Here is a 17,062-nt window from a genome sequence, read left to right on the forward strand (position 1 = left end):
CTCCCATTCCTAGCTTGAGCAGGAAAAGGAGGAGCCACCATGGGCGAGCATGACAGGCCGAAGCGCGAGCCCGCGCTTCCCGAGGACGACGAGGGCCATTCCAGGCGTCAGGCCGGAGACCGGCCCATCCCCACTCCGGGCCACATCGGCAATATTCCCGATGATGCGCCCGGCCCTGGCAAGCCGATCGTCTTTCCGCCACGTACGCCAGAAGACTGAGCCGTCCACCGCGGGAGGAGGGTGCATTGGGTCCCCTCCTCCCCCGTGCTAGAGCGGCGAGCATGCTCGCACCGACCCTCGCCCTCCTCCTCGCGGCCAATCCCAGTCCCGTCGATGCCTGGGCCCGTAAGGCCTGTCCTCTTCCCAAGCAGACGCCTGACTCCAACGTCGAGATGAAGTTCATGGAGCAGCAGCGCGCCGGGTGCCTCAAGAAGGCCATGAACAAGGCGCTCGACAAGGTCATCGTCCCCCTCAAGAAGTCCAAACCTCCCGCCTTCAAGGAATGGATGTCCTTGCAGGCCGACTACAACCGCTGGATGGCCGAGGCCTGCGCCGCCGTCGAGGAGGCCAACTGGGTGGACCTCGCCTCCGGTGAGCGCTCCATGGGCACGGGCTACGGTTTCACCGAGAGCCAGTGTCTCCAGCGCCAGTTCTCCTGGCGCGGCTTCTACGCGGACGCCTGGGCTCGCAAGGATTGGAATGCCATTCAACAGGCCCTCCAGGGCTTCTCCGAGTCCGCCCGCAAGGCGCGTGACACCCTCCAGTCCTACCGCTCCAAGGCCCAGGCCACCGCCGCCCGGGCCCCCGCCCACGTCGAGGAGTCCGACCTCCCCATGCGCCAGCTCGCCCAGGAGGACTGGAAGCCCTACCTGGAGCGCCTCGAGCGCGCCGCCTCCGCTCCCGAGCCCCTCGCCCGCCGTCAGTGCGCCCTCCACCCCAGCCCCGCTCCCGACTGCGCCCAGCGCCTCACCGACAGCCTCGTCTCCCAGCTCGACTTCTCCGAGGCTCTCAACAACCAAGAAACCGGGAATTGAGGAGAGAAACAGGGAATTGAGAAAAAGATGGAAGAGCGGTACGACGCCAGGAGGATGTCAGACCCTTCTGCAACATGGCATTCCTCATGACCGCCATGCTGAGCTCCGCCTTCCTCTCCGACGTCGAGCCCCTTCCCCTGCGCCGCAAGGGGCTCTCGTTGGCCCCGCGCCCCGTCAGCTCCCGCTCGGCCACGCTGCATGCCTATGCCGCCTCCCAGCTCGGCGCCGAGCTCATCGCCACCTACGGCGCCGGCCGGAGCACCGCCGGGGGTTGGCTGATGCTCTCCGGACTGGAAATCCACCTCGCCCAGAGTGTCCTCTCCCCGGACCTCATCGGCTGGCGGCGCGAGCGCCTGCCGCGCATGGCCCGTGGCACCGCGGGCATCACCCTCGTCCCGGACTGGGTCTGCGAGGTGCTCTCCCACCCCGAGGAGCGCGCCCACCTGCTGCCCCTCTACGCCCGCGAGGGCATCCGCCACGTGTGGCTGGTGGACCCCGAGGTGCGCACCCTGGAGGTGCTCCAGCTCGACGGCGCCCGCTATGCGCTCACTGCCCTGCACTCGGGGCTCGCCACCGTCCGTGCCGAACCTTTCCACGCCCTGGAGCTGCCATTGCGCCTCCTCTGGGCGGAATGAGCGGTTAAGGTACGGCCCTCATGGCCGCCGCTCCCCTCGTCTTCGAGAAGGCCCACGTCCTCTGCTACCGCACCTTTGATATCGCCGAGGAGATCAACCTCGAGCAGGCCCGCCGGGTCATCTCCTCGGATGCCCGCCGCCTGAAGCTCGGCCGGGAGAACAGCCAGTACCTCCAGCTGCCCAACCCGCCCCTGGCCTTCGAGCTGGGCCGGCGCGCGCTCGCCCTGCGCCACGGGCCCGTCACCGTGGACGTCACGGCGCGCCTCTTCGACCATGGCGCCGCCTCCATCATCCTGCGCGTCCCCGTGGCCCCGGACACCACGCTCGAGCCCCTCATCTCGCTCTCCGATGAGCTCTACGACAGCGTGGCCCTCGAGGAGCTCGCCGTGGAGCTCATCGAGTCCGTGCGCAAGATGATTGCCCCCGCCGTGCAGGGGCCGCACCTGTGGGACCAGAACGAGAGCTACACCGTCCTCTTCGTCGAGCGGATTCAAGGCAACCCCTCCGCCGAGGAGTTGATGGCGCGCGCGGACCTGGCCCGGGTGCTGCTCGGCGAGGTGAACGACAAGCCGCTGTCTCCGCGTGAGCGCGAGGCCGTCACCCAGTCCCGCTTCAGCTACACCGTGGACGACCTGGCCGTCATCGACTGGAACAGCGCCTTCGTCTACGAGCCCTCCGGCTCCAGCGACATTCCGGACCTGCTGGAGGTGGCCAACGCCCAGTTGCTCGAGTTCCGCTACTACGACTTCCTGCTCGACGCGCACATCGGCCGCATCCACGACGAGGTGCAGGCCAGGCGCCATGGCTTCCTCGGCCTGCTGCGCAGCCCCTACCGCGCCCTGGCCCGCGAGACGCTCTCCACCCTGGTGGACCTCAACGAGTTCATCGAGCGCGTCGAGAACAGCCTGAAAATCATCGGCGATTTCTACCTGGCCAAGGTGTACGAGGCCTCCGTCAAGCGCATGCGCATTCCGGCGTGGCAGGCCTCGGTGACGCGCAAGCAGCAACTGCTGGCCCAGACGTATGGCCTGCTCAAGGGCGAGGTGGACACCGACCGGAGCCTCACCCTGGAGCTCACCATCGTCCTGCTCATCGTCCTGGAGATCCTCTTCGCCTTCCTCCGGGTCTTCGAGTGACGGCGCGTCCCGTGTTCCGTCGGACATCCGGGTAAAGCAGGAAGTTCCGTTTATCCTGAATCGAACGCTCGGGCCGGGGGGTGGTGGGCAGCGGTCTGGCACCCGTGGAAAACTTCCACCTCACGCTCGGTGCAGGTGTCGCCGGGCCTGGGGGGTGGGGCATGCAGGTGCCCGGAAGCAATTTCGTCGCGGCGGTGGAGCGCATGTCGCGCGCGCTGGAGCAGCTCGCCTCGGCGCCATCGGCCATGGCCGTGTTGCAGGAGGTGGTGCGCTGCGCCGCGTCCTCGGTGGGGCTGGAGCGCGCCGCCGTCGCCTGGCTGGACGTGGACGGACGGCTGCTGGCGCAGGCCACTCCCGGGTTGTGCCCCGAGGCACTGGCCGCGTGTGGACGCCGCCTGCTGGACACTCCGCCTCCGGAGCCCGTGCCCTGGTTGTTCCACCAGACGGAGCGGGGGCTGGCGCCGGGGCTCTCCGGGGTGATGGATGGGCTGGGGGCGGCGTCGCTGCTGGCCCTGCCGGTGCGGGCCGCGGGCGGTGGCACCGTGGGCGTGCTGCTGGGGCCCTCGCCGGAGCCGCGGGGCTTCTCGCCGGAGGAGCTGCGGCGCTTCACCCTCTACGCGCAGCTGGCCGGGCTGGCCATCGAGCGCGGCCGGTGGGTGGAGTCCGCGCGCACCTCGGCGCTGCAGGCCCGCGCCGAGGCCGAGCAGGCCGAGCTGCTGCGCCTCATCAGCGTCCAGGCGGTGACGGAGGCCTTCGGCCGCGCCCTCACCCGCGAGGACGTGGGCCGGGCGGTGCTGGAGCTGGGCGTGCCCGCCGTGGGCGCGCTGGGCGGCACGGTGCACCAGGTCTCGGCGGATGGGGGCTCGGTGGAGCTGGTGGCGGCGGTGGGCGCGGACGAGAACGCGCTCGCCCCGGTGCGCTCCATGCCGAGGGAGATGCGGGAGATGCCCGGCTTCGACGCCGCGGCGCGGGGCATGCCGGTGTGGCTGGAGTCCCTGGAGGACGCGCGGGCCCGTTACCCCGCCTTCGTGGCGTACATGTCGCGCCAGCCCTGCCAGGCCTTCGCCTTCCTGCCCCTGCGCGTGGAGCAGCGCGGCCTGGGGGTGCTGACCTTCGGCTTCGCCCAGGCGCGGCGCTTCACCGAGCTGGAGCGCACCCTGATGATGGGGCTGGCCCGCCAGTGCGCCCAGGCCATGGAGCGCGCCCGCCTCTACGAGAACGAGCGCGCGGCCCGTCTCCAGGCCGAGGCCGCCGGGCAGCGGCTGCAACTGCTCGCCGACGCGGGCGTGTTGCTGTCCGGCTCCCTGGAGTGGGAGTCCACGGTGGCCAGCGTGGCGCGGCTCGCCGTGGGCGGCTTCTCGGACTGGTGCGCGGTGGACTTCCTCGACGACCACGGCGCCCTGCGGCGGCTCACCGTGCAGCACGTGCGCCCCGAGCGCTCGCTGATGCATGACAAGATTGAGAGCTACTCCCCGGAACGGGTCCGGCCCTCGGCCATCACCGAGGTGGTGCGCACCGGGCGCTCGCAGCTCGTCACCGGGCTGGTGCCCCCCTTCACGCGCCAGGAGGAGGCTCGTCCTGGAGAGCGGGCCGCGGGCGGCTCGTTCCTCATCGTTCCGCTGGTGGCTCGCCAGCGCACCCTGGGCGCCATGTCCTTCGTGCGCGGGCCCGACAGCCCTCCCTTCACCGACGCGGACCGCTCGCTGGCCGAGGACCTGGCCGCCCGCACGGGCATGGCCATCGACAACGCGCGCCTGTTGCGCAAGGCCCGCTCCGCCGAGGCCGAGTCCCGCCGCAACGCCGCGCGCCTGCGCAGCCTCGTGGATGTGGACAAGTTGTTGGCCGAGGCCGGCCTGGACCTGCCCGCGGTGTTGGATGTGATTGCCCGCAAGGTGTCCGAGGTGATGGGGGATGGTTGTGTGCTGCAACTCATGGCCGAGGACGGGGCCTTCCTGGAGCCCGTCACCATCCACCACCCGGACCCGGAGGCGCGCTGGCTGCTGGCCGGCACGGTGCACGCGCGGCGGCAGAAGCTGGGCGAGGGCCTCCACGGTAGCGCCGTCTCCAACGGGCGCGCGGTGCTGCTGCCGGACATCGACGTGGAGGAGGCGCGGGCCTCGGGCGGCCTGCCCGAATACCTGCCCTACCTGGACCGCTACGGCCCGCAGAGCCTGCTGGTGGTGCCGCTGACGGTGAAGGGGCGCGTGTTCGGCAGCCTGGGCGTGGTGCGCGACGTGGCCGGCGGCCGGCCCTTCGGCGAGGAGGACCAGATGTTGCTGCAGAGCCTCGGCGAGCGCGCCGCCCTGGCCATCGAGGACGCCCGGTTGTACGGCGCCGCCACCGAGGCCGTGCGCCTGCGCGATGACTTCCTCTCCGTGGCGGGGCACGAGCTGAAGACGCCGCTGAGCGCGCTGCGGCTGCAGATTCAAATGCTGGCGCGCACGGCTCGCGAGGTGGCCACCACACCCGGTCTGGCGCAGCGCGTGGAGAAGGCCGAGCGCACCAGCGAGCGGCTGGGCGCCTTGATCGACGAGCTGCTGGACGCGGGACGCATCACCGCCGGGCGGTTGAAGCTGGAGCGCGAGGAGGTGGACCTGGCGGCGCTCACGCGCGACACCGTGGGCCGCATGTCCGAGGCGCTCGCCCGCACCGGCAGCGAGGTGAAGCTGGTGGCCGATGCCTCCGTCCCCGGCCGCTGGGACCGGGTGCGGCTGGAGCAGGTGGTGGGCAATCTGCTCTCCAACGCCGCCAAGTACGGGCGCGGTCAGCCCGTGGAGGTGCTCGTCGAGTCCGGGCTGGATGGGCGCGCCCGGCTCTTGGTGAAGGACAACGGGATTGGGATTGCCCCCGAGGACCAGGCCCGCATCTTCGAGCGATTCGAGCGCGCCGTGAATGGTCAGCAGTTCAACGGGCTCGGGTTGGGGCTGTGGATCTGCCGGGAGATCATCGAGTCACACGGGGGGCACATCCTGGTGCGCAGTGTTCCCGGCGAGGGGTCCACCTTCACCGTGGAGTTGCCTCGGGAGTAGGTACTCACTCGAAGTCGACCGGGCGGTGTGGGTCGGCAAGTACCGCTTCGATGGGGCGGCGCCAGCGCGGAGCCAGCTCGGGCGCGGCGTCGAGCGCGGACGGAAGGCGGCTCAGGAAGTCCATGCCCGCCGGGGTGCGTGCGGCCCTGCGGGCCAGCCGGAAGAAGAGAGCGGTGTCACCGTCCAGGCTGCGGAGGAAGCTCTCCGGGGGCCAATCGCGGGAGACGTAGGTGTCGACGAGCCACTGCCGCAACTGCTTTGCCCTGTCCCAGTCCTTTCCGGTGAGGAGGGAGGCCAGAGCGCTGAACAGAGACTTCGCATCCTCGAGCAGCCGGGCATGAATGCGGGCGAAAACGAGTTCGACGATGTGCCAGCCCGAGGAGGGGCGGGTGCGCTCCATGAGGGCCAGGAGCTTGCTGGCCAGGTGGTCGTCCAGACTCCGTGGGGGGAGTCCACGCAGAACGTGAGCCAGATTCTCACAGGCTGGGTCCAACTCCTGGACCGAGGCATTCCACACCAAGTACTCCAACAGCCCGGGAATCCAGTCCCGGTCGTACGCCTGGGATGTGTCCAGCCAGGCGCGCAGGGTGGCCGCCAGTCCCGAGATGAGGCTGCGTTCATCCGAGGTGCTCGTGGCGGAGAGGAGCTGACCGCGCATGCCCTGGCTCAGCCATTGGCGCAGCATGGGGATGTCGAGCCACTGGGCGAGTACGTTGGGAGGTTGGGTGCCCTCGCAGAGGGCGCGGATCCACTGGGGGCCCAGTCGTCCCATCAGGTCCCGGACACGCCACCGGTCGCGCGTGTCGAGCAGGGCCTGGCGCAACTCCGGCGCGAGCAACTGCTCCGGGGGGATGAGACTGGCGGCCACCTGCGTGAGACGCTTGATGTGAGGGCCATCCTCACGCAATGAGAGGACGATGAGGTTCATCGCCAGCCCAGGAGTCTGGAGCAGTGCCTGGACGAACGGCTCGATGCGGTGGGCCTTCTCCGCGAACACGAGCAGCAGACGTGCTCCGTTGGGAGTGCCATCGCATTGACGCACGAGCTCGTTCGGGCCAAGTCCCAGCTCTCGTGCCGCCTCCGCTCCCGCCTCGGCCGCGAACCAGGTGAGGTGCCGGGGCGCCGATATCTCCAGAGCCCAGGAGAGCCGTGTGGACGAGGCCACCTCTGAGAGAAGGGAACTCATCACCTGGGGACGTATCTCCTGAGTCCGTTCCAGGCGCGCGATGAGGGTCCGCAGCGACTCCAGCTCGCTGCCCCTCAGTGTTCCCAGGAAGAGGTACAGCCCGAAGTCGTTCATGCGAACGGCTGCCTCTTCCAGGAGTGGAAGCAGTTTCTCCCCGGCAGGCGCGGGCAAGGGAGACAGGGCGTGCTGAGCAGCCGTTCGGCGTCCATGGGGCGGCAGAGAGGCGAGACCTGTCTCCACCAGCTCAGTCCAGTTCATTTCCGCCGCCGTCAGCAGCAATGGAGGCCCCAGTCGTATCGCGGCCTCTGGGCTGGCTGACAGGGTGTTCTTGACGACATCGAGAAGGGTGTTGCTCCAGCGGGTTCCCGAAGCGGTGAGCAACTCGGGGAGCGCGCGCAACGTCTGCTCGGGGACCCGCTCGAAGCGCCGCGCCAACTCCCGGGTCAGCACCTGCTCGACCTCGCGGGTGAACTCCTTGTCGGCATCGAGCCGCTTGCGTACCAGGGGTCTTCCGAGAAAGTCGGTCAACTCCCATAGGGGACGTGGCTCGAAGGCTGCATCGGCTTGGCGGTCGAGCAGGTTGCCCAGCACCTGATGGGTGGATGGGTGGCTCGCATCGAGGCCGGGCCAGAGCTTCTCGAAGAGGTCAGCCCGGGCGCGTGCCGCGGCGAGTCTTTCGGATGCCGCGGGCTCCAGGCTCAGGAAGCGCCAGAGGGTGGGGATGTCCTTGGCAGCGGGAATGTCCAGTCCGTTCTCGTGGCAGAAGGTCTCGAGCCGGCGAAGCGTCGTGACTCCATCGCGGGCGAACTCCGCTGCCCAGGGTTGTTGTGTGAGGCTGGCCAGGCGGGGGTTGAGTAGCCTGCCCGAGTCCCACCAAGCCTCACTGTTGGCCTGCTCCAGGAAGGAGCCCCGGGCGGCTGGCGGGATGCCCAGGAAATCGAAGGGACGGCCTTCTTCCCGCGTGCGGAACTGGAGGGCGAAGGTGCAGAAGGCGAACTGCTCACGCTGCTCGGTGCGAAGCAGCTCCCAGATGAGACGCGCGATGGCATCGGGCTGGCGCTCATCCACCCAGAGAAGGGGCCGCTCCGAGGTACCGAAGAGCAGCGCCACCACCGCGAGCACTTCATCAGGGTGGGGTTGCTCCCGAGGTGGGAGCGTGGGTTCGGCGGTCGAGAGCGGCTGGCGATAGGGCTCCCGGTCGCTCGCGCCTCGCGGACAGCGGTGAAGAGGCGCGAGCCGCCACAGGTCATCGAGCCTGCCGGCCTCGTCCCGGGGAAGCAGCAGGGTGTGGGTCAACACCGTGCCCGCGCGTGTGGCGGTGAGGTCCGGCCAGGTACAGGCGAAGGCATGGTACCGACCGCAAGGAAACCCGGTGTGGTAGTGGTCGAACCCGGCTCCCATGGGGAGGTAGCCGGAGAGGTCGCTCAGACGCTCCAGGAGCGCCAACTCGCGCGCATCGAGCACCGCGCCCTGGCTCGATGCGAGCAGGCGGTGGCCCTGGTCATAGCCGTGCAGCGTCTGGACGAGGTGGAGCATCGAGCGCTTCAGAGGGCCGCGAAGGCACGGTCGCCGTAGAGGGCCCAGTAGAGGGGCAGACCCATATCCCTGCTGTTCAGGATGCCCTGCGCCGGGTCCAGCCATTCCACGAAGCCAGAGGGGTCATCCATGTAGGTCTCGCTGTAGGTGGTGTCCTTCAGATCTCCTCCGGTGGCCGAGAGACCGAAGCGGAAGACGTCGTCCGGGAGGAAGTTGCTCCAGAGGTAGTCTTCGAGCAGCGGGAAGTGGTGGGACAGGAAGGCCGCGGGGCCCGCCTTGCGCCACTCCGGGGGGATGGCATCCCAGGCGGTGACGAGCAGCGCGATGCGGAAGCGCTCGCCGTCCTTCCGGGGGCGTCGGCCCGGGGGCAACTCGCGCACGTTGCGGATGAACTGAAGCAACTCGATGAGAGGAAGCTCGGCGGGAATGGAGACCGGGTCCGAGGCGGTGGCGTACGGCGGAGGCGGTGCTTCTTCCAGGTGAATTCGTCCGAAGTAATCAGCGGAGCGGTGCTGCTGCGCCGTCACCGGCGCGGAGGCCGATGAGGCCCCCGGCTCACGGAGCTGGCGCCAGCGCGTCATGTCATCCGGCATGGGGTGGGAGTGAAGGCGGGGGGGCCGTATGTCACCAGGACGGATCAGCAGCAGGAAGCCATGGGCGAGTGCGCGCTGCTGCCACTCGGAGGTCCACTCCCGGAGGCGGTCACGGAAGAGACGGTCAACCTCCTCGCCATCGTAGTCTCCCGCGCGCAGGGTGAAGGCATCGGAGCCGAAAGGCCCGCCTTCCGTGCGCAGCGGAACCACGAGCTCCTGGCGCTCCCCTGCCTTGGTGCGCTGCGGATAGCGGCCATGGTGGAGCGGCTCCGCGAGCCGTTGCAGCGCACGGGCATCCGCGTCCAGCCCGGCCATGTGCAGATGCTTGAGCGCCTTCGCCTTGAGCGCGTTGCCGAGCGCGCCCAGAAAGGTCGACTTTCCGCTGAACTGGGCTCCGAGGAGGGCGATGTTACGCGACATGCTCATCCCTCCAGCGGCGCATGGTGGCGAATCCCCTGGCGTCTTCGGGAACGGGCACTTCCAGGGGGGGCCAGCGCTCCCGGCTGTCGGCGTGCTTCATGACGTAGGCGAAGGGGTCCAGGATGCCAATGGGCTGTCCCTGGTTGAGCGCGCAGGGAAAGGCGCTGACGGGGAAGACCTCGATGGGTTGGCCCGCGCGCCGGGCCTCCTCTATCGCGGGCCAGGTGAGCCGGAGTCTCTTGGCCAGCGCACCCCAGGCTTCGCGATCGGCCCGCTTTTCGGGCGCTGGTGGCTCGACGGATTGGATGATGCGGTCGAACTTGCTGAGCACGAGGGCGAGCGGGGGACGGGGGTTCACGTCCTGGGTGTGCTCGAGCACGCGCCGGATGAGGATCGCGGTCTGGTCGTCGGTGGCTCCGCCTCCCCGAGCCAGCAGTGCATTCGCGTCCGCCAGCAGGATGAAGGCATCGCAGCGGCGGATGAAGCTCATGCGCTCGGTGGCGGTCGTATCGACGTACTCGGTCCAGTCCTTCACCCACTCGCCTGGGAGATCACTCAGGAGCAGGTCGACATGGCGGTCATCGTGGTCGTCCTGTGGGCGCAGGCCGATGTGTAGGAAGTGGCGCGGCTTGCTCGTATCCGCTCCAACGGTGGTGTGCGGGACGATGCCCTCCTGCTCCGGTCCGGTCCATTGGCCCGCCTGCTCCATCAACTCTCGCAAGCCGTGCAGGGTCAGGCTGGAAGCGAACCGGTAGGGGAAGGTGCCGCGTTGCCCGTTGGCGAGCTGGAGGAAGAACGAGGTCATCAGGCACGTCTTCCCGGCGTTGTACGGGCCGAGCACACCGATGAGCCGGGCCGGCGATCGCCACAGCAGGCGATTGGCTTCGCTCGGATCGAGATGCCGGCCGGACCAGGGCGCGGTCGTGGAGGGCGTGTCGGCGGCAGTCCTGGTCTCGCGGGCGAGTTCGGGACAGTCCGCGAGCGGCTCGGAGAACTCGGCGATCCTGGCACAGCGTCCACCCTCGGGCAGGGTGCAATCCGGGTTGCCGCAGCGCAGTGGGCGGATGGGGGAGGGCAGGGGCATCAGTCCTCCTCTTGCTCTTCGTCGTGGTCGTGGAGGTGCCGGTCGAGCAGTGCCTCGCGGAAGATCCACGCGGCCCAGTCTCCACGGCTGATTGGCGCATCGACGTCGAGGGCGAGGGCTTCACGTGCGCGCTCGCCGATGTCGGAGTCCTTCCCCTTGGGATTCATGGCCTCCAGGCGGGCCCAGGTGACGGGCAGGCCCAGCGCGTCCTCAGTGGCCAATTCCTTGAGGGTCTCGCTCATGATGAGCGCGTCCGTTGGTGCGGTGCCGCGGAGCATGAGGATGAGCTCTCCGAGCCAGTCCTTGAGCGGACGCTTCGGTTCGTTCACGTTTCCCTCGAGCTGGTACAGGGTTTCGACCAGGAAGGAAGCGGCTGGCTCGGAGGGGAGATTGAGCGCGAACTCGGATGCCTCCCATGCCATCCACCACAACCGCTCCGTCGTGTTCTCGATGCGGCGGTAAGGGCGGCGGGCGGCTTGCGAGTAGCGGGATTGGCCCCACCACATCAAATCCAATGTCGAGGGCGACCTGCTTGAGGCGTTGTTCAGCGCTGTTTCGGTCTGATGGGTCAGATTGGCGAGGGCCTTGGAAATTTCTGTGCGGATGGAGTTCGCCCAGGTAACTACGGCGACGAATCCCTGCCTGTTGATTTTGAAGAGGTCGATGATTTGAGCGCCAACATGGGAAAAAAAGGCGTTCTGCTCTTTGTACTTCGCCAAATGTTGCAGGTTGGGGTCGTTTTCCGGCCAGTGAATCGCTGGCGCTCCGATGGCTACATCAGGCACATCCAACTGCACGTCATCTGTGCTGTCCCCATCGTCAGTCTGAACCAGAAGCAGTTGGCGCCATGCATTGAGCTGCGCCCGCTGACGAGTCCTGCCCTGCATCACATCCCAGGCCGAATCGAACAGGGGCGCGAGCGCGAAGCCACCGCTGTTGAGATCATATGGCCACGCGGCCAGCAGCATGGCCTGGAGACCGAACATGCCCTGCGCCTCCACGCCCGCGTTGGCCCAGAGGTCGGAAACCTGACGGATGACCGTTTCGACGGCAGGGTGCTTGTCCACTCCGGACAGCTCCGGGTCCGCGAGCAACAACTGCACCGCGCGGACGACCACCTCGGGCGAATCCTCCCCTTCACGCAGCCACTTCGCGAGCGGTTCGAGTGCCTTGCCCTGAGCCTGGGCGGTCGCCTCGTCCACCGACGAGAGTCCCCATTCCCGGCGGATCGCATTCAACCGCATCGTCGGCGTCTTCTCGGAATCCGTCTTCGCCACGCTCGTTTCCTTTCCTCTGGCCCAGGCCGTGGCTATGTTGCGTCCGTCCCACCCGCCTGGGCCGCGAGCACGGCCTTATAGCACTCGAAGTCTTCCCCGAAGCGGGACTCCATGACCTCCCCCCAGGAGCCCACCGATGCCCTCGATGGCCTCGAACGCACCGCCCAAGAACTCGCGGTGCACGGTTACGAGGCGGGTGTCTCCTGGGATGATCTCCTGGTCCGGCTCCAGGCGCCTCCCCTCCAGCAATCTCCCTCGTTGCGTCCCGGTGCCGCGCGCCGCTCGGGGACGGAACTCCAGGCGCTCATCATCGCGCTCCGCGAGAAGTCGTCCTCCAGTGCTCCCCGGGAGGACAGGTCTTTCGTCCGCGCCGGCTATCTCATCGAGGGGACCCCAGGCCTGCCGGAGCCCAGCGTGCGTCCGGCCCTGGCCGAAGCGCTCGCAGCCCGCCAGCCCGCGCTGGAACTCCGTCAGCTCTTCCCAGACCTGTGGGCCGTGGACCTGGAGCTCTGGCAGCAGCTCGACTCGCAGGCCGTGAGCCCTCGCACCCTGGCGCTGCTCTGGCTCTCCAGCCCGGGCCGTCGGCTCGTCCAGGACCTCTCCGTCCTGCCTCACCTGCCGCGCGTCCGCACGTTCGGCGCCAGCGACTTCTCTCCCTCGCGGCTCCACTCCGCCTCCGGACCGTTCCCCTCCGGCACGTCCGCCCCGTCACCGCGCACTCCCTGGCACGAGCTGCACACCGCCGTTCCCGGCCGCGCCCTCGCGCACTGGCAGCCCGCGGACGGCAGCGTGCGCTCCGCGTTGCGCATCCTCGGGGGCCAACAGGGGGAGCCGCTCTTCCTGCGCGGCGCCGCACTCGCCTGGCTGTTGGACCGGGCCGCCGAGCAGCCCAGCTACGAGCTGGAAGGTCTCCAGCGGTCTCTTCGCGACGACCTGTTGCTGGCCTTCATCTCGGGCTTTCCTCCTCCCGAGGACGCGTCTCGCCACGCCAGGTCGCGGGACTCCGCCCGTCTTGAGACGGCCTGCTTGCTGCATGCCGCGCGTCTGGTGGAGGACGCGCCGTCCGGGACGGCTGCGGCCCGAGGCTGGAGCCTCGCCCGCTGGTTGCAATCCTGCACCTTCCGCAGTCCCTTCGTCGGAGGGGACGAGGAGGCCCTCTCCGCGCGTCTCCGGGCGCTGCTGCCTGCTTCCCCCTCGGACATCCCGAGCCGGGACGACGTGCTCGACCCGAGCCGCTTCAGTGACGAGGGCCAGGGGCTCGACATCGCCGAGCTGGCGCTCGTCGCTGGAGCCGCCCTTCACTACCGGCCGGATGCGCCCGAGACGCGCGCCAGGCTGCTGCCCACGCCCCTGCCGCTCGTCCAGGCCCTGCGCCGCGTGGCGGACAGGACGCTCAATCCCGGAGAGCTTCAGGCCGAGGCGCTCCTCGCGCGCTTCCAGGAGGGCTCCCTCCCGCGCGAGCCCACCGGACAGGGCCATGCCCCCTTGGCCGGGCCGGTGTCCAACGCTCTGGGCTGGGAAGCCCGCCACGTGGCCCCGCCCCTGGTTGCGCGCTGGGTGTTGTCGCACCATCGCATCTCCTGGCTGGCCAGGGTGTCGGCCAGGGTCCTGGAGGAGTGTCTGGAGCTGTTCCAGCATCAGCCGCCGCGCCATGACTGGCTGGCCCTCGCCGTCTTCGCCGAGGGGCAGGAACTGGGGCCCGGGGCGCGTGCCCGGGTGGCGGAGGTGTGGCGCGGCGTGCTCCAGGCGACCGGGGGCAGTCTGGGACAGCGCGGCGAGCTGACCCTGATGGCCATCGGCGTGCTGGATCAGCTCTCGGAGGAGGAGTCCGAGGGGGTGGCCGCGCTGGTGCGCTTCGCGGCCCCGGACTGGAGGCATCGCGACCTCGAGGCGCTCGCCGAAGCGGCCGAGAAGCAGGGGCGGGTCACGCCCTGGCGCGCGTCCATGGAGGGGTTGTTGAGCATGTGCGCGGATAAGTCCGTGGACACGGAGAACCGGTTGCGGGCGGCCCTGCTGGCGCTGCGCCGGGCCTCGAGTTCCTCCCTGCCCGAGCGTGCCGGGTACCTCCAGCGTCTGGCTTCCCTGGGCGCCCGGGCGCCTTTCATCCAGAACGTCGCGCTGCGGCGCGAGTTGCGCCGGCTCGGACTCGTCTCCGCGCTGGAGTCGAAGGGGGGACGGTGAGCGGACTGCTGCGGTGCTACTCGTTCCATTCGGTGAAGGGTGGGGTGGGCAAGTCCACCTTGTCCGTGCTCACGGCGCTCGGGCTGGCGCAGCGCGGTGCGCAGGTGACGCTCGTGGACATGGATCTCACCGGCACCAGCCTCGCCGACGTGCTGCCCCTGGAAGCACCGGCCTGGGAGGACCTGGAGCCCTCCGCGGCCCTGGCGCTGCTGCGGCCGCCCACCGGCTTCCTCTCCCATGAGGAGACCCGGGACCGGATGGAGCTGCGCGACGAGCTCGCGAGCGAGGCCATCGAGCGCGACCCCGAGGGCGCCGAGGCGCTCGTGCCCCGGTGCGTTCCCTTCCTCAATGACTTCCTGCTCTTCGCTACCCCGGATTGGGACGAGCAGCGGGACGTGGACATCCGCACCATGCTCTGGCGGATGCAAGGCGTCCCTCACGAGTCGCTGCGCGTGGTGCCCAGCAGCGCATTGCCCTCCGACCTCGACCGGACCCTGCCCGTCATCTTCGATGAGAACCACTCGGGTTTCCTCGAGGGGCGGTTGGAGTACCTGCTGGAGGCGCTCGTGCCCGGGCAGGGGGAGGCGGTGGTGGTCGTGGACACGCCGCCCACCATCCCCGGGCTGTCGCGAGCGGTGTTGAGTCTGGCCCTGCGCCTGTCGCGCGAGCCCAAGCGACCACTGGCCGACGATGGCTTCATGCCCGAGCGCCTTCGGGCCGCCCGTGTCGAGTGGACGGCCTTCCTGGTGGGGTCCATGGACCTCCAGGACATCCGGGCCGCCAACCGGTGGCTCTCGCAGGTGGGCGAGGAGGAGCGGCCCCATGTGCGATTCCTCGTCAACCGCATCCAGGAGGGGGACGAGCACCAGCTCCAGGAACTGCTCAAGGATAGGATCGGACACGAGCCCAATCCGCTTCTCAATGCCCCCGCCCACGTGAAGGACGACCGCATGCTGCGCTTCTTCCGCTCCGCTGCGGTGCCGGCGATTCCGGACTCGGCGCTGGGCTTTCTCGAGGAGGGGTGAGGCGCGATGGGGTCATCCCGGCTCATCAGTCACCCCCGGCACCGGGCGCCGCGCCATCTGCCTGGCCCCGCACGTCCTCGTGGACTGGAGACCCCACCACTCGAGCTGCGCCCGGCGCGTTTCGTGGTGGGCGTGGGAGAGCCGGTCCGCTGGTCGCGCCTGGCCGGGGCGCATGCCGCTCCCGTCTGTCCCGCCTTCTACCTGGGCCGGGTGGAAGAGGTGATGGAGCACGAGGTGCTGGCCACCGTCTGGGAGCGGCCCAGCGGGCGCGAGGCCAGCGTCACGCTCTCGGTGCAGGAGCAACTGAAAGGTCAACGGCCCGCTCCCGGCAGCCTGCTGCGGCTATGGACCTGGCTCGAGCTTCCCGGCGAGGGGGAGCAGGTGCCCCGGCTCGAAGTGGTGGTGGAGTCTTCCCGGCTGGACGCACCCGGGCGGCAGCGGCTGCGTGAGCTCGTGGAAACCCTGAGGCATGAGGTCTGGGAGCGCGGCGAGCATGATTCCTGATGGGAACACGGTGCCGCATCCCACGCAGGTGGATCAGGTACGTCCCGAGCACCTGCCCGATGGGGCCTTGAGCCTCGTGGTGTTCGGACCCGGGCGTGGCGAGGCCATGGTGGTGATGCTCCCCGATGGTGGGGTGGGTGTCGTGGACGGTTGCCGGGAGCCGTCCTCGCCGGAGACGGGCCGGGGAGATCCCGTTCGGGAGTTCCTCGCGGCGTTGGAGCAGCGGGCCCGTCTTCGGGGCGCGGATTTCCGGCTGGGCTTCGTCTGCCTGACACATCCCCATGATGACCACTACGCGGGCCTGGGGCGTCTGCTGGAATCCTATCGCGGTCGGGTCGACGAGGTATGGTCGGTACCGAATGTGGGGGATCGCTACGCCGAGGCGCTGCGGAGCTTCGTGGAAGTGACGCATGCTGGACGCGAGACGCTCCCGGATGATGCGAAGGTTCGGGGGTTGCAGCGCGTCCTGGCCGAGTTGGTCGAAGCCTACGAACGGCAGAACTCGCGCTTTCGTCATGTCGGCCAAGGCAAGCGGCTGCTCTCGAAGGTGGTTCAGTCCAAGAACCTGGAGCTTTCCGCATGTGGGCCCGCGGACGCGGACGTCAACCACGCGCAGATGGCCCTGGTGGAAGGATTGGAGTCGCTCATCGCGGAGGGCGAGCATTCCGCCCGCTTCGATCCCAACGTGACGAGTGGGGCCCTGCTCATCCGCTGGGGGCAGGCGGGGATGCTGCTCGGTGGAGATCTGTTGTGCAAGCACGGGCGCCACCTGGGCTGGGACGAGGTGTGTGGAGACATCCATCCGCCCATCCAGGTCATCAAGGTGGCCCACCATGCCTCCTTGGAAGCACACCATGAGGAACTGTGGGCCCGACTGGGGGCGGCCCTCGCCATCGTGACGCCCTTCAAGGATGCCAAGGGCTCGATGCCGCCTCGTCCGGAGCAGGTTGCCCGGCTCGCCCAGGATGCCGTTGTGGCCATTACCTCCGTGCCCGCATGGCCCCGGCGCGCTGGTGTTCCTCTGGCCATGTATGCCACTCCACGGAGTGCACGCAGTCGCCAGCGTGTCACTTCCGCGCGGAATGGAGTGCTCTCCTCGATGTCCCCTTCACCGGGCGAGGCAGACACCCACAACGCCGTGGCTGTTTCCCTGGATGCAACCGGCAAGCTGGTGCGTTTCGTTCTCGCGGGCAAGGCCAACGTCTATGTGCCTCCCGCTCGTGCCAGGGCCAGGCCCTAGCTGTTGCGCGCGGGTTCTGCTGGCATGCGGGTACACCCTCACCCCAGCCCTCTCCCAGGGGGAGAGGGGGCATCCACGGGCACAAACCCCTGAAATCAGGAAATTTTCTGGCTGCCCGGCGCCCCGCCGGGGGAGTTTGGACGCGATGTGTCTCGACCCCCGGAGGCTGGGGTACGCTGGAC

The 17,062-nt window shown here is 69.0% G+C and carries 13 protein-coding genes; 9 read left to right on the plus strand and 4 right to left on the minus strand.

Annotated elements, in window-relative coordinates; translation table 11 throughout:
• The first annotated feature begins 39 nt into the window (after window positions 1–39).
• The 5 genes from Q664_RS57620 to Q664_RS11790 all read left to right on the plus strand — a co-directional run bounded on the left by Q664_RS57620 (window position 40) and on the right by Q664_RS11790 (window position 5,834).
• Window positions 40–219, plus strand: a complete 180-nt coding sequence (locus Q664_RS57620) for a hypothetical protein (RefSeq protein WP_152622045.1) — start codon at window positions 40–42, stop codon at window positions 217–219.
• Between the two features lie 62 nt (window positions 220–281).
• Window positions 282–1,034 carry a hypothetical protein gene (locus Q664_RS11775; protein ID WP_043393680.1) on the plus strand — a complete coding sequence of 251 codons (753 nt, stop codon included), beginning with the start codon at window positions 282–284 and terminating at the stop codon, window positions 1,032–1,034.
• Window positions 1,035–1,120: 86 nt separating this feature from the next.
• Window positions 1,121–1,669, plus strand: coding sequence for a Uma2 family endonuclease (locus tag Q664_RS11780; RefSeq protein WP_043393681.1), 549 nt, complete (start codon window positions 1,121–1,123; stop codon window positions 1,667–1,669).
• Window positions 1,670–1,689: 20 nt separating this feature from the next.
• Window positions 1,690–2,805, plus strand: coding sequence for an RMD1 family protein (locus Q664_RS11785; protein WP_043393684.1), 1,116 nt, complete (start codon window positions 1,690–1,692; stop codon window positions 2,803–2,805).
• A 161-nt stretch (window positions 2,806–2,966) separates the two neighbouring features.
• Window positions 2,967–5,834: a GAF domain-containing sensor histidine kinase gene (locus Q664_RS11790; protein ID WP_043393685.1), complete on the plus strand. Its 2,868-nt coding sequence runs from the start codon at window positions 2,967–2,969 to the stop codon at window positions 5,832–5,834.
• Window positions 5,835–5,838: 4 nt separating this feature from the next.
• On the opposite strand, the gene Q664_RS11795 is transcribed toward Q664_RS11790, so the two are convergent.
• From Q664_RS11795 to Q664_RS11810, 4 genes are read right to left on the minus strand one after another with little or no spacing between them, the layout of a single operon-like run.
• On the minus strand, window positions 5,839–8,556 hold the full coding sequence (locus tag Q664_RS11795) for a GAP1-N1 domain-containing protein (RefSeq protein WP_043393687.1): 2,718 nt from the start codon (window positions 8,554–8,556) through the stop codon (window positions 5,839–5,841).
• 8 nt (window positions 8,557–8,564) lie between these two features.
• Complete coding sequence (locus tag Q664_RS11800; RefSeq protein ID WP_043393689.1) at window positions 8,565–9,569, minus strand: TRAFAC clade GTPase domain-containing protein; 1,005 nt, start codon at window positions 9,567–9,569, stop codon at window positions 8,565–8,567.
• Window positions 9,559–10,653: a TRAFAC clade GTPase domain-containing protein gene (locus tag Q664_RS11805; protein WP_043393691.1), complete on the minus strand. Its 1,095-nt coding sequence runs from the start codon at window positions 10,651–10,653 to the stop codon at window positions 9,559–9,561. The genes Q664_RS11800 and Q664_RS11805 overlap by 11 nt, the downstream gene beginning before the upstream one ends.
• Window positions 10,653–11,930, minus strand: coding sequence for a GTPase-associated system all-helical protein GASH (locus tag Q664_RS11810; RefSeq protein WP_043393693.1), 1,278 nt, complete (start codon window positions 11,928–11,930; stop codon window positions 10,653–10,655). The genes Q664_RS11805 and Q664_RS11810 overlap by 1 nt, the downstream gene beginning before the upstream one ends.
• A 111-nt stretch (window positions 11,931–12,041) precedes the next feature.
• On the opposite strand from Q664_RS11810, the gene Q664_RS11815 reads away from it, so the two are divergent.
• From Q664_RS11815 to Q664_RS11830, 4 genes are read left to right on the plus strand one after another with little or no spacing between them, the layout of a single operon-like run.
• Window positions 12,042–14,111, plus strand: coding sequence for a hypothetical protein (locus Q664_RS11815; RefSeq protein ID WP_043393695.1), 2,070 nt, complete (start codon window positions 12,042–12,044; stop codon window positions 14,109–14,111).
• Window positions 14,108–15,136 (plus strand): P-loop NTPase, encoded by a 1,029-nt coding sequence (locus Q664_RS11820; RefSeq protein ID WP_043393697.1) that lies wholly within the window; start codon window positions 14,108–14,110, stop codon window positions 15,134–15,136. Before Q664_RS11815 ends, Q664_RS11820 begins: the two co-directional genes overlap by 4 nt.
• Before the next feature lie 6 nt (window positions 15,137–15,142).
• Window positions 15,143–15,640 carry a hypothetical protein gene (locus tag Q664_RS11825; RefSeq protein WP_152622047.1) on the plus strand — a complete coding sequence of 166 codons (498 nt, stop codon included), beginning with the start codon at window positions 15,143–15,145 and terminating at the stop codon, window positions 15,638–15,640.
• On the plus strand, window positions 15,630–16,880 hold the full coding sequence (locus tag Q664_RS11830) for an MBL fold metallo-hydrolase (RefSeq protein ID WP_043393701.1): 1,251 nt from the start codon (window positions 15,630–15,632) through the stop codon (window positions 16,878–16,880). The genes Q664_RS11825 and Q664_RS11830 overlap by 11 nt, the downstream gene beginning before the upstream one ends.
• Window positions 16,881–17,062: the final 182 nt, after the last annotated feature.

It is taken from the genome of Archangium violaceum Cb vi76 (assembly GCF_000733295.1).
GTDB lineage: Bacteria > Myxococcota > Myxococcia > Myxococcales > Myxococcaceae > Archangium > Archangium violaceum.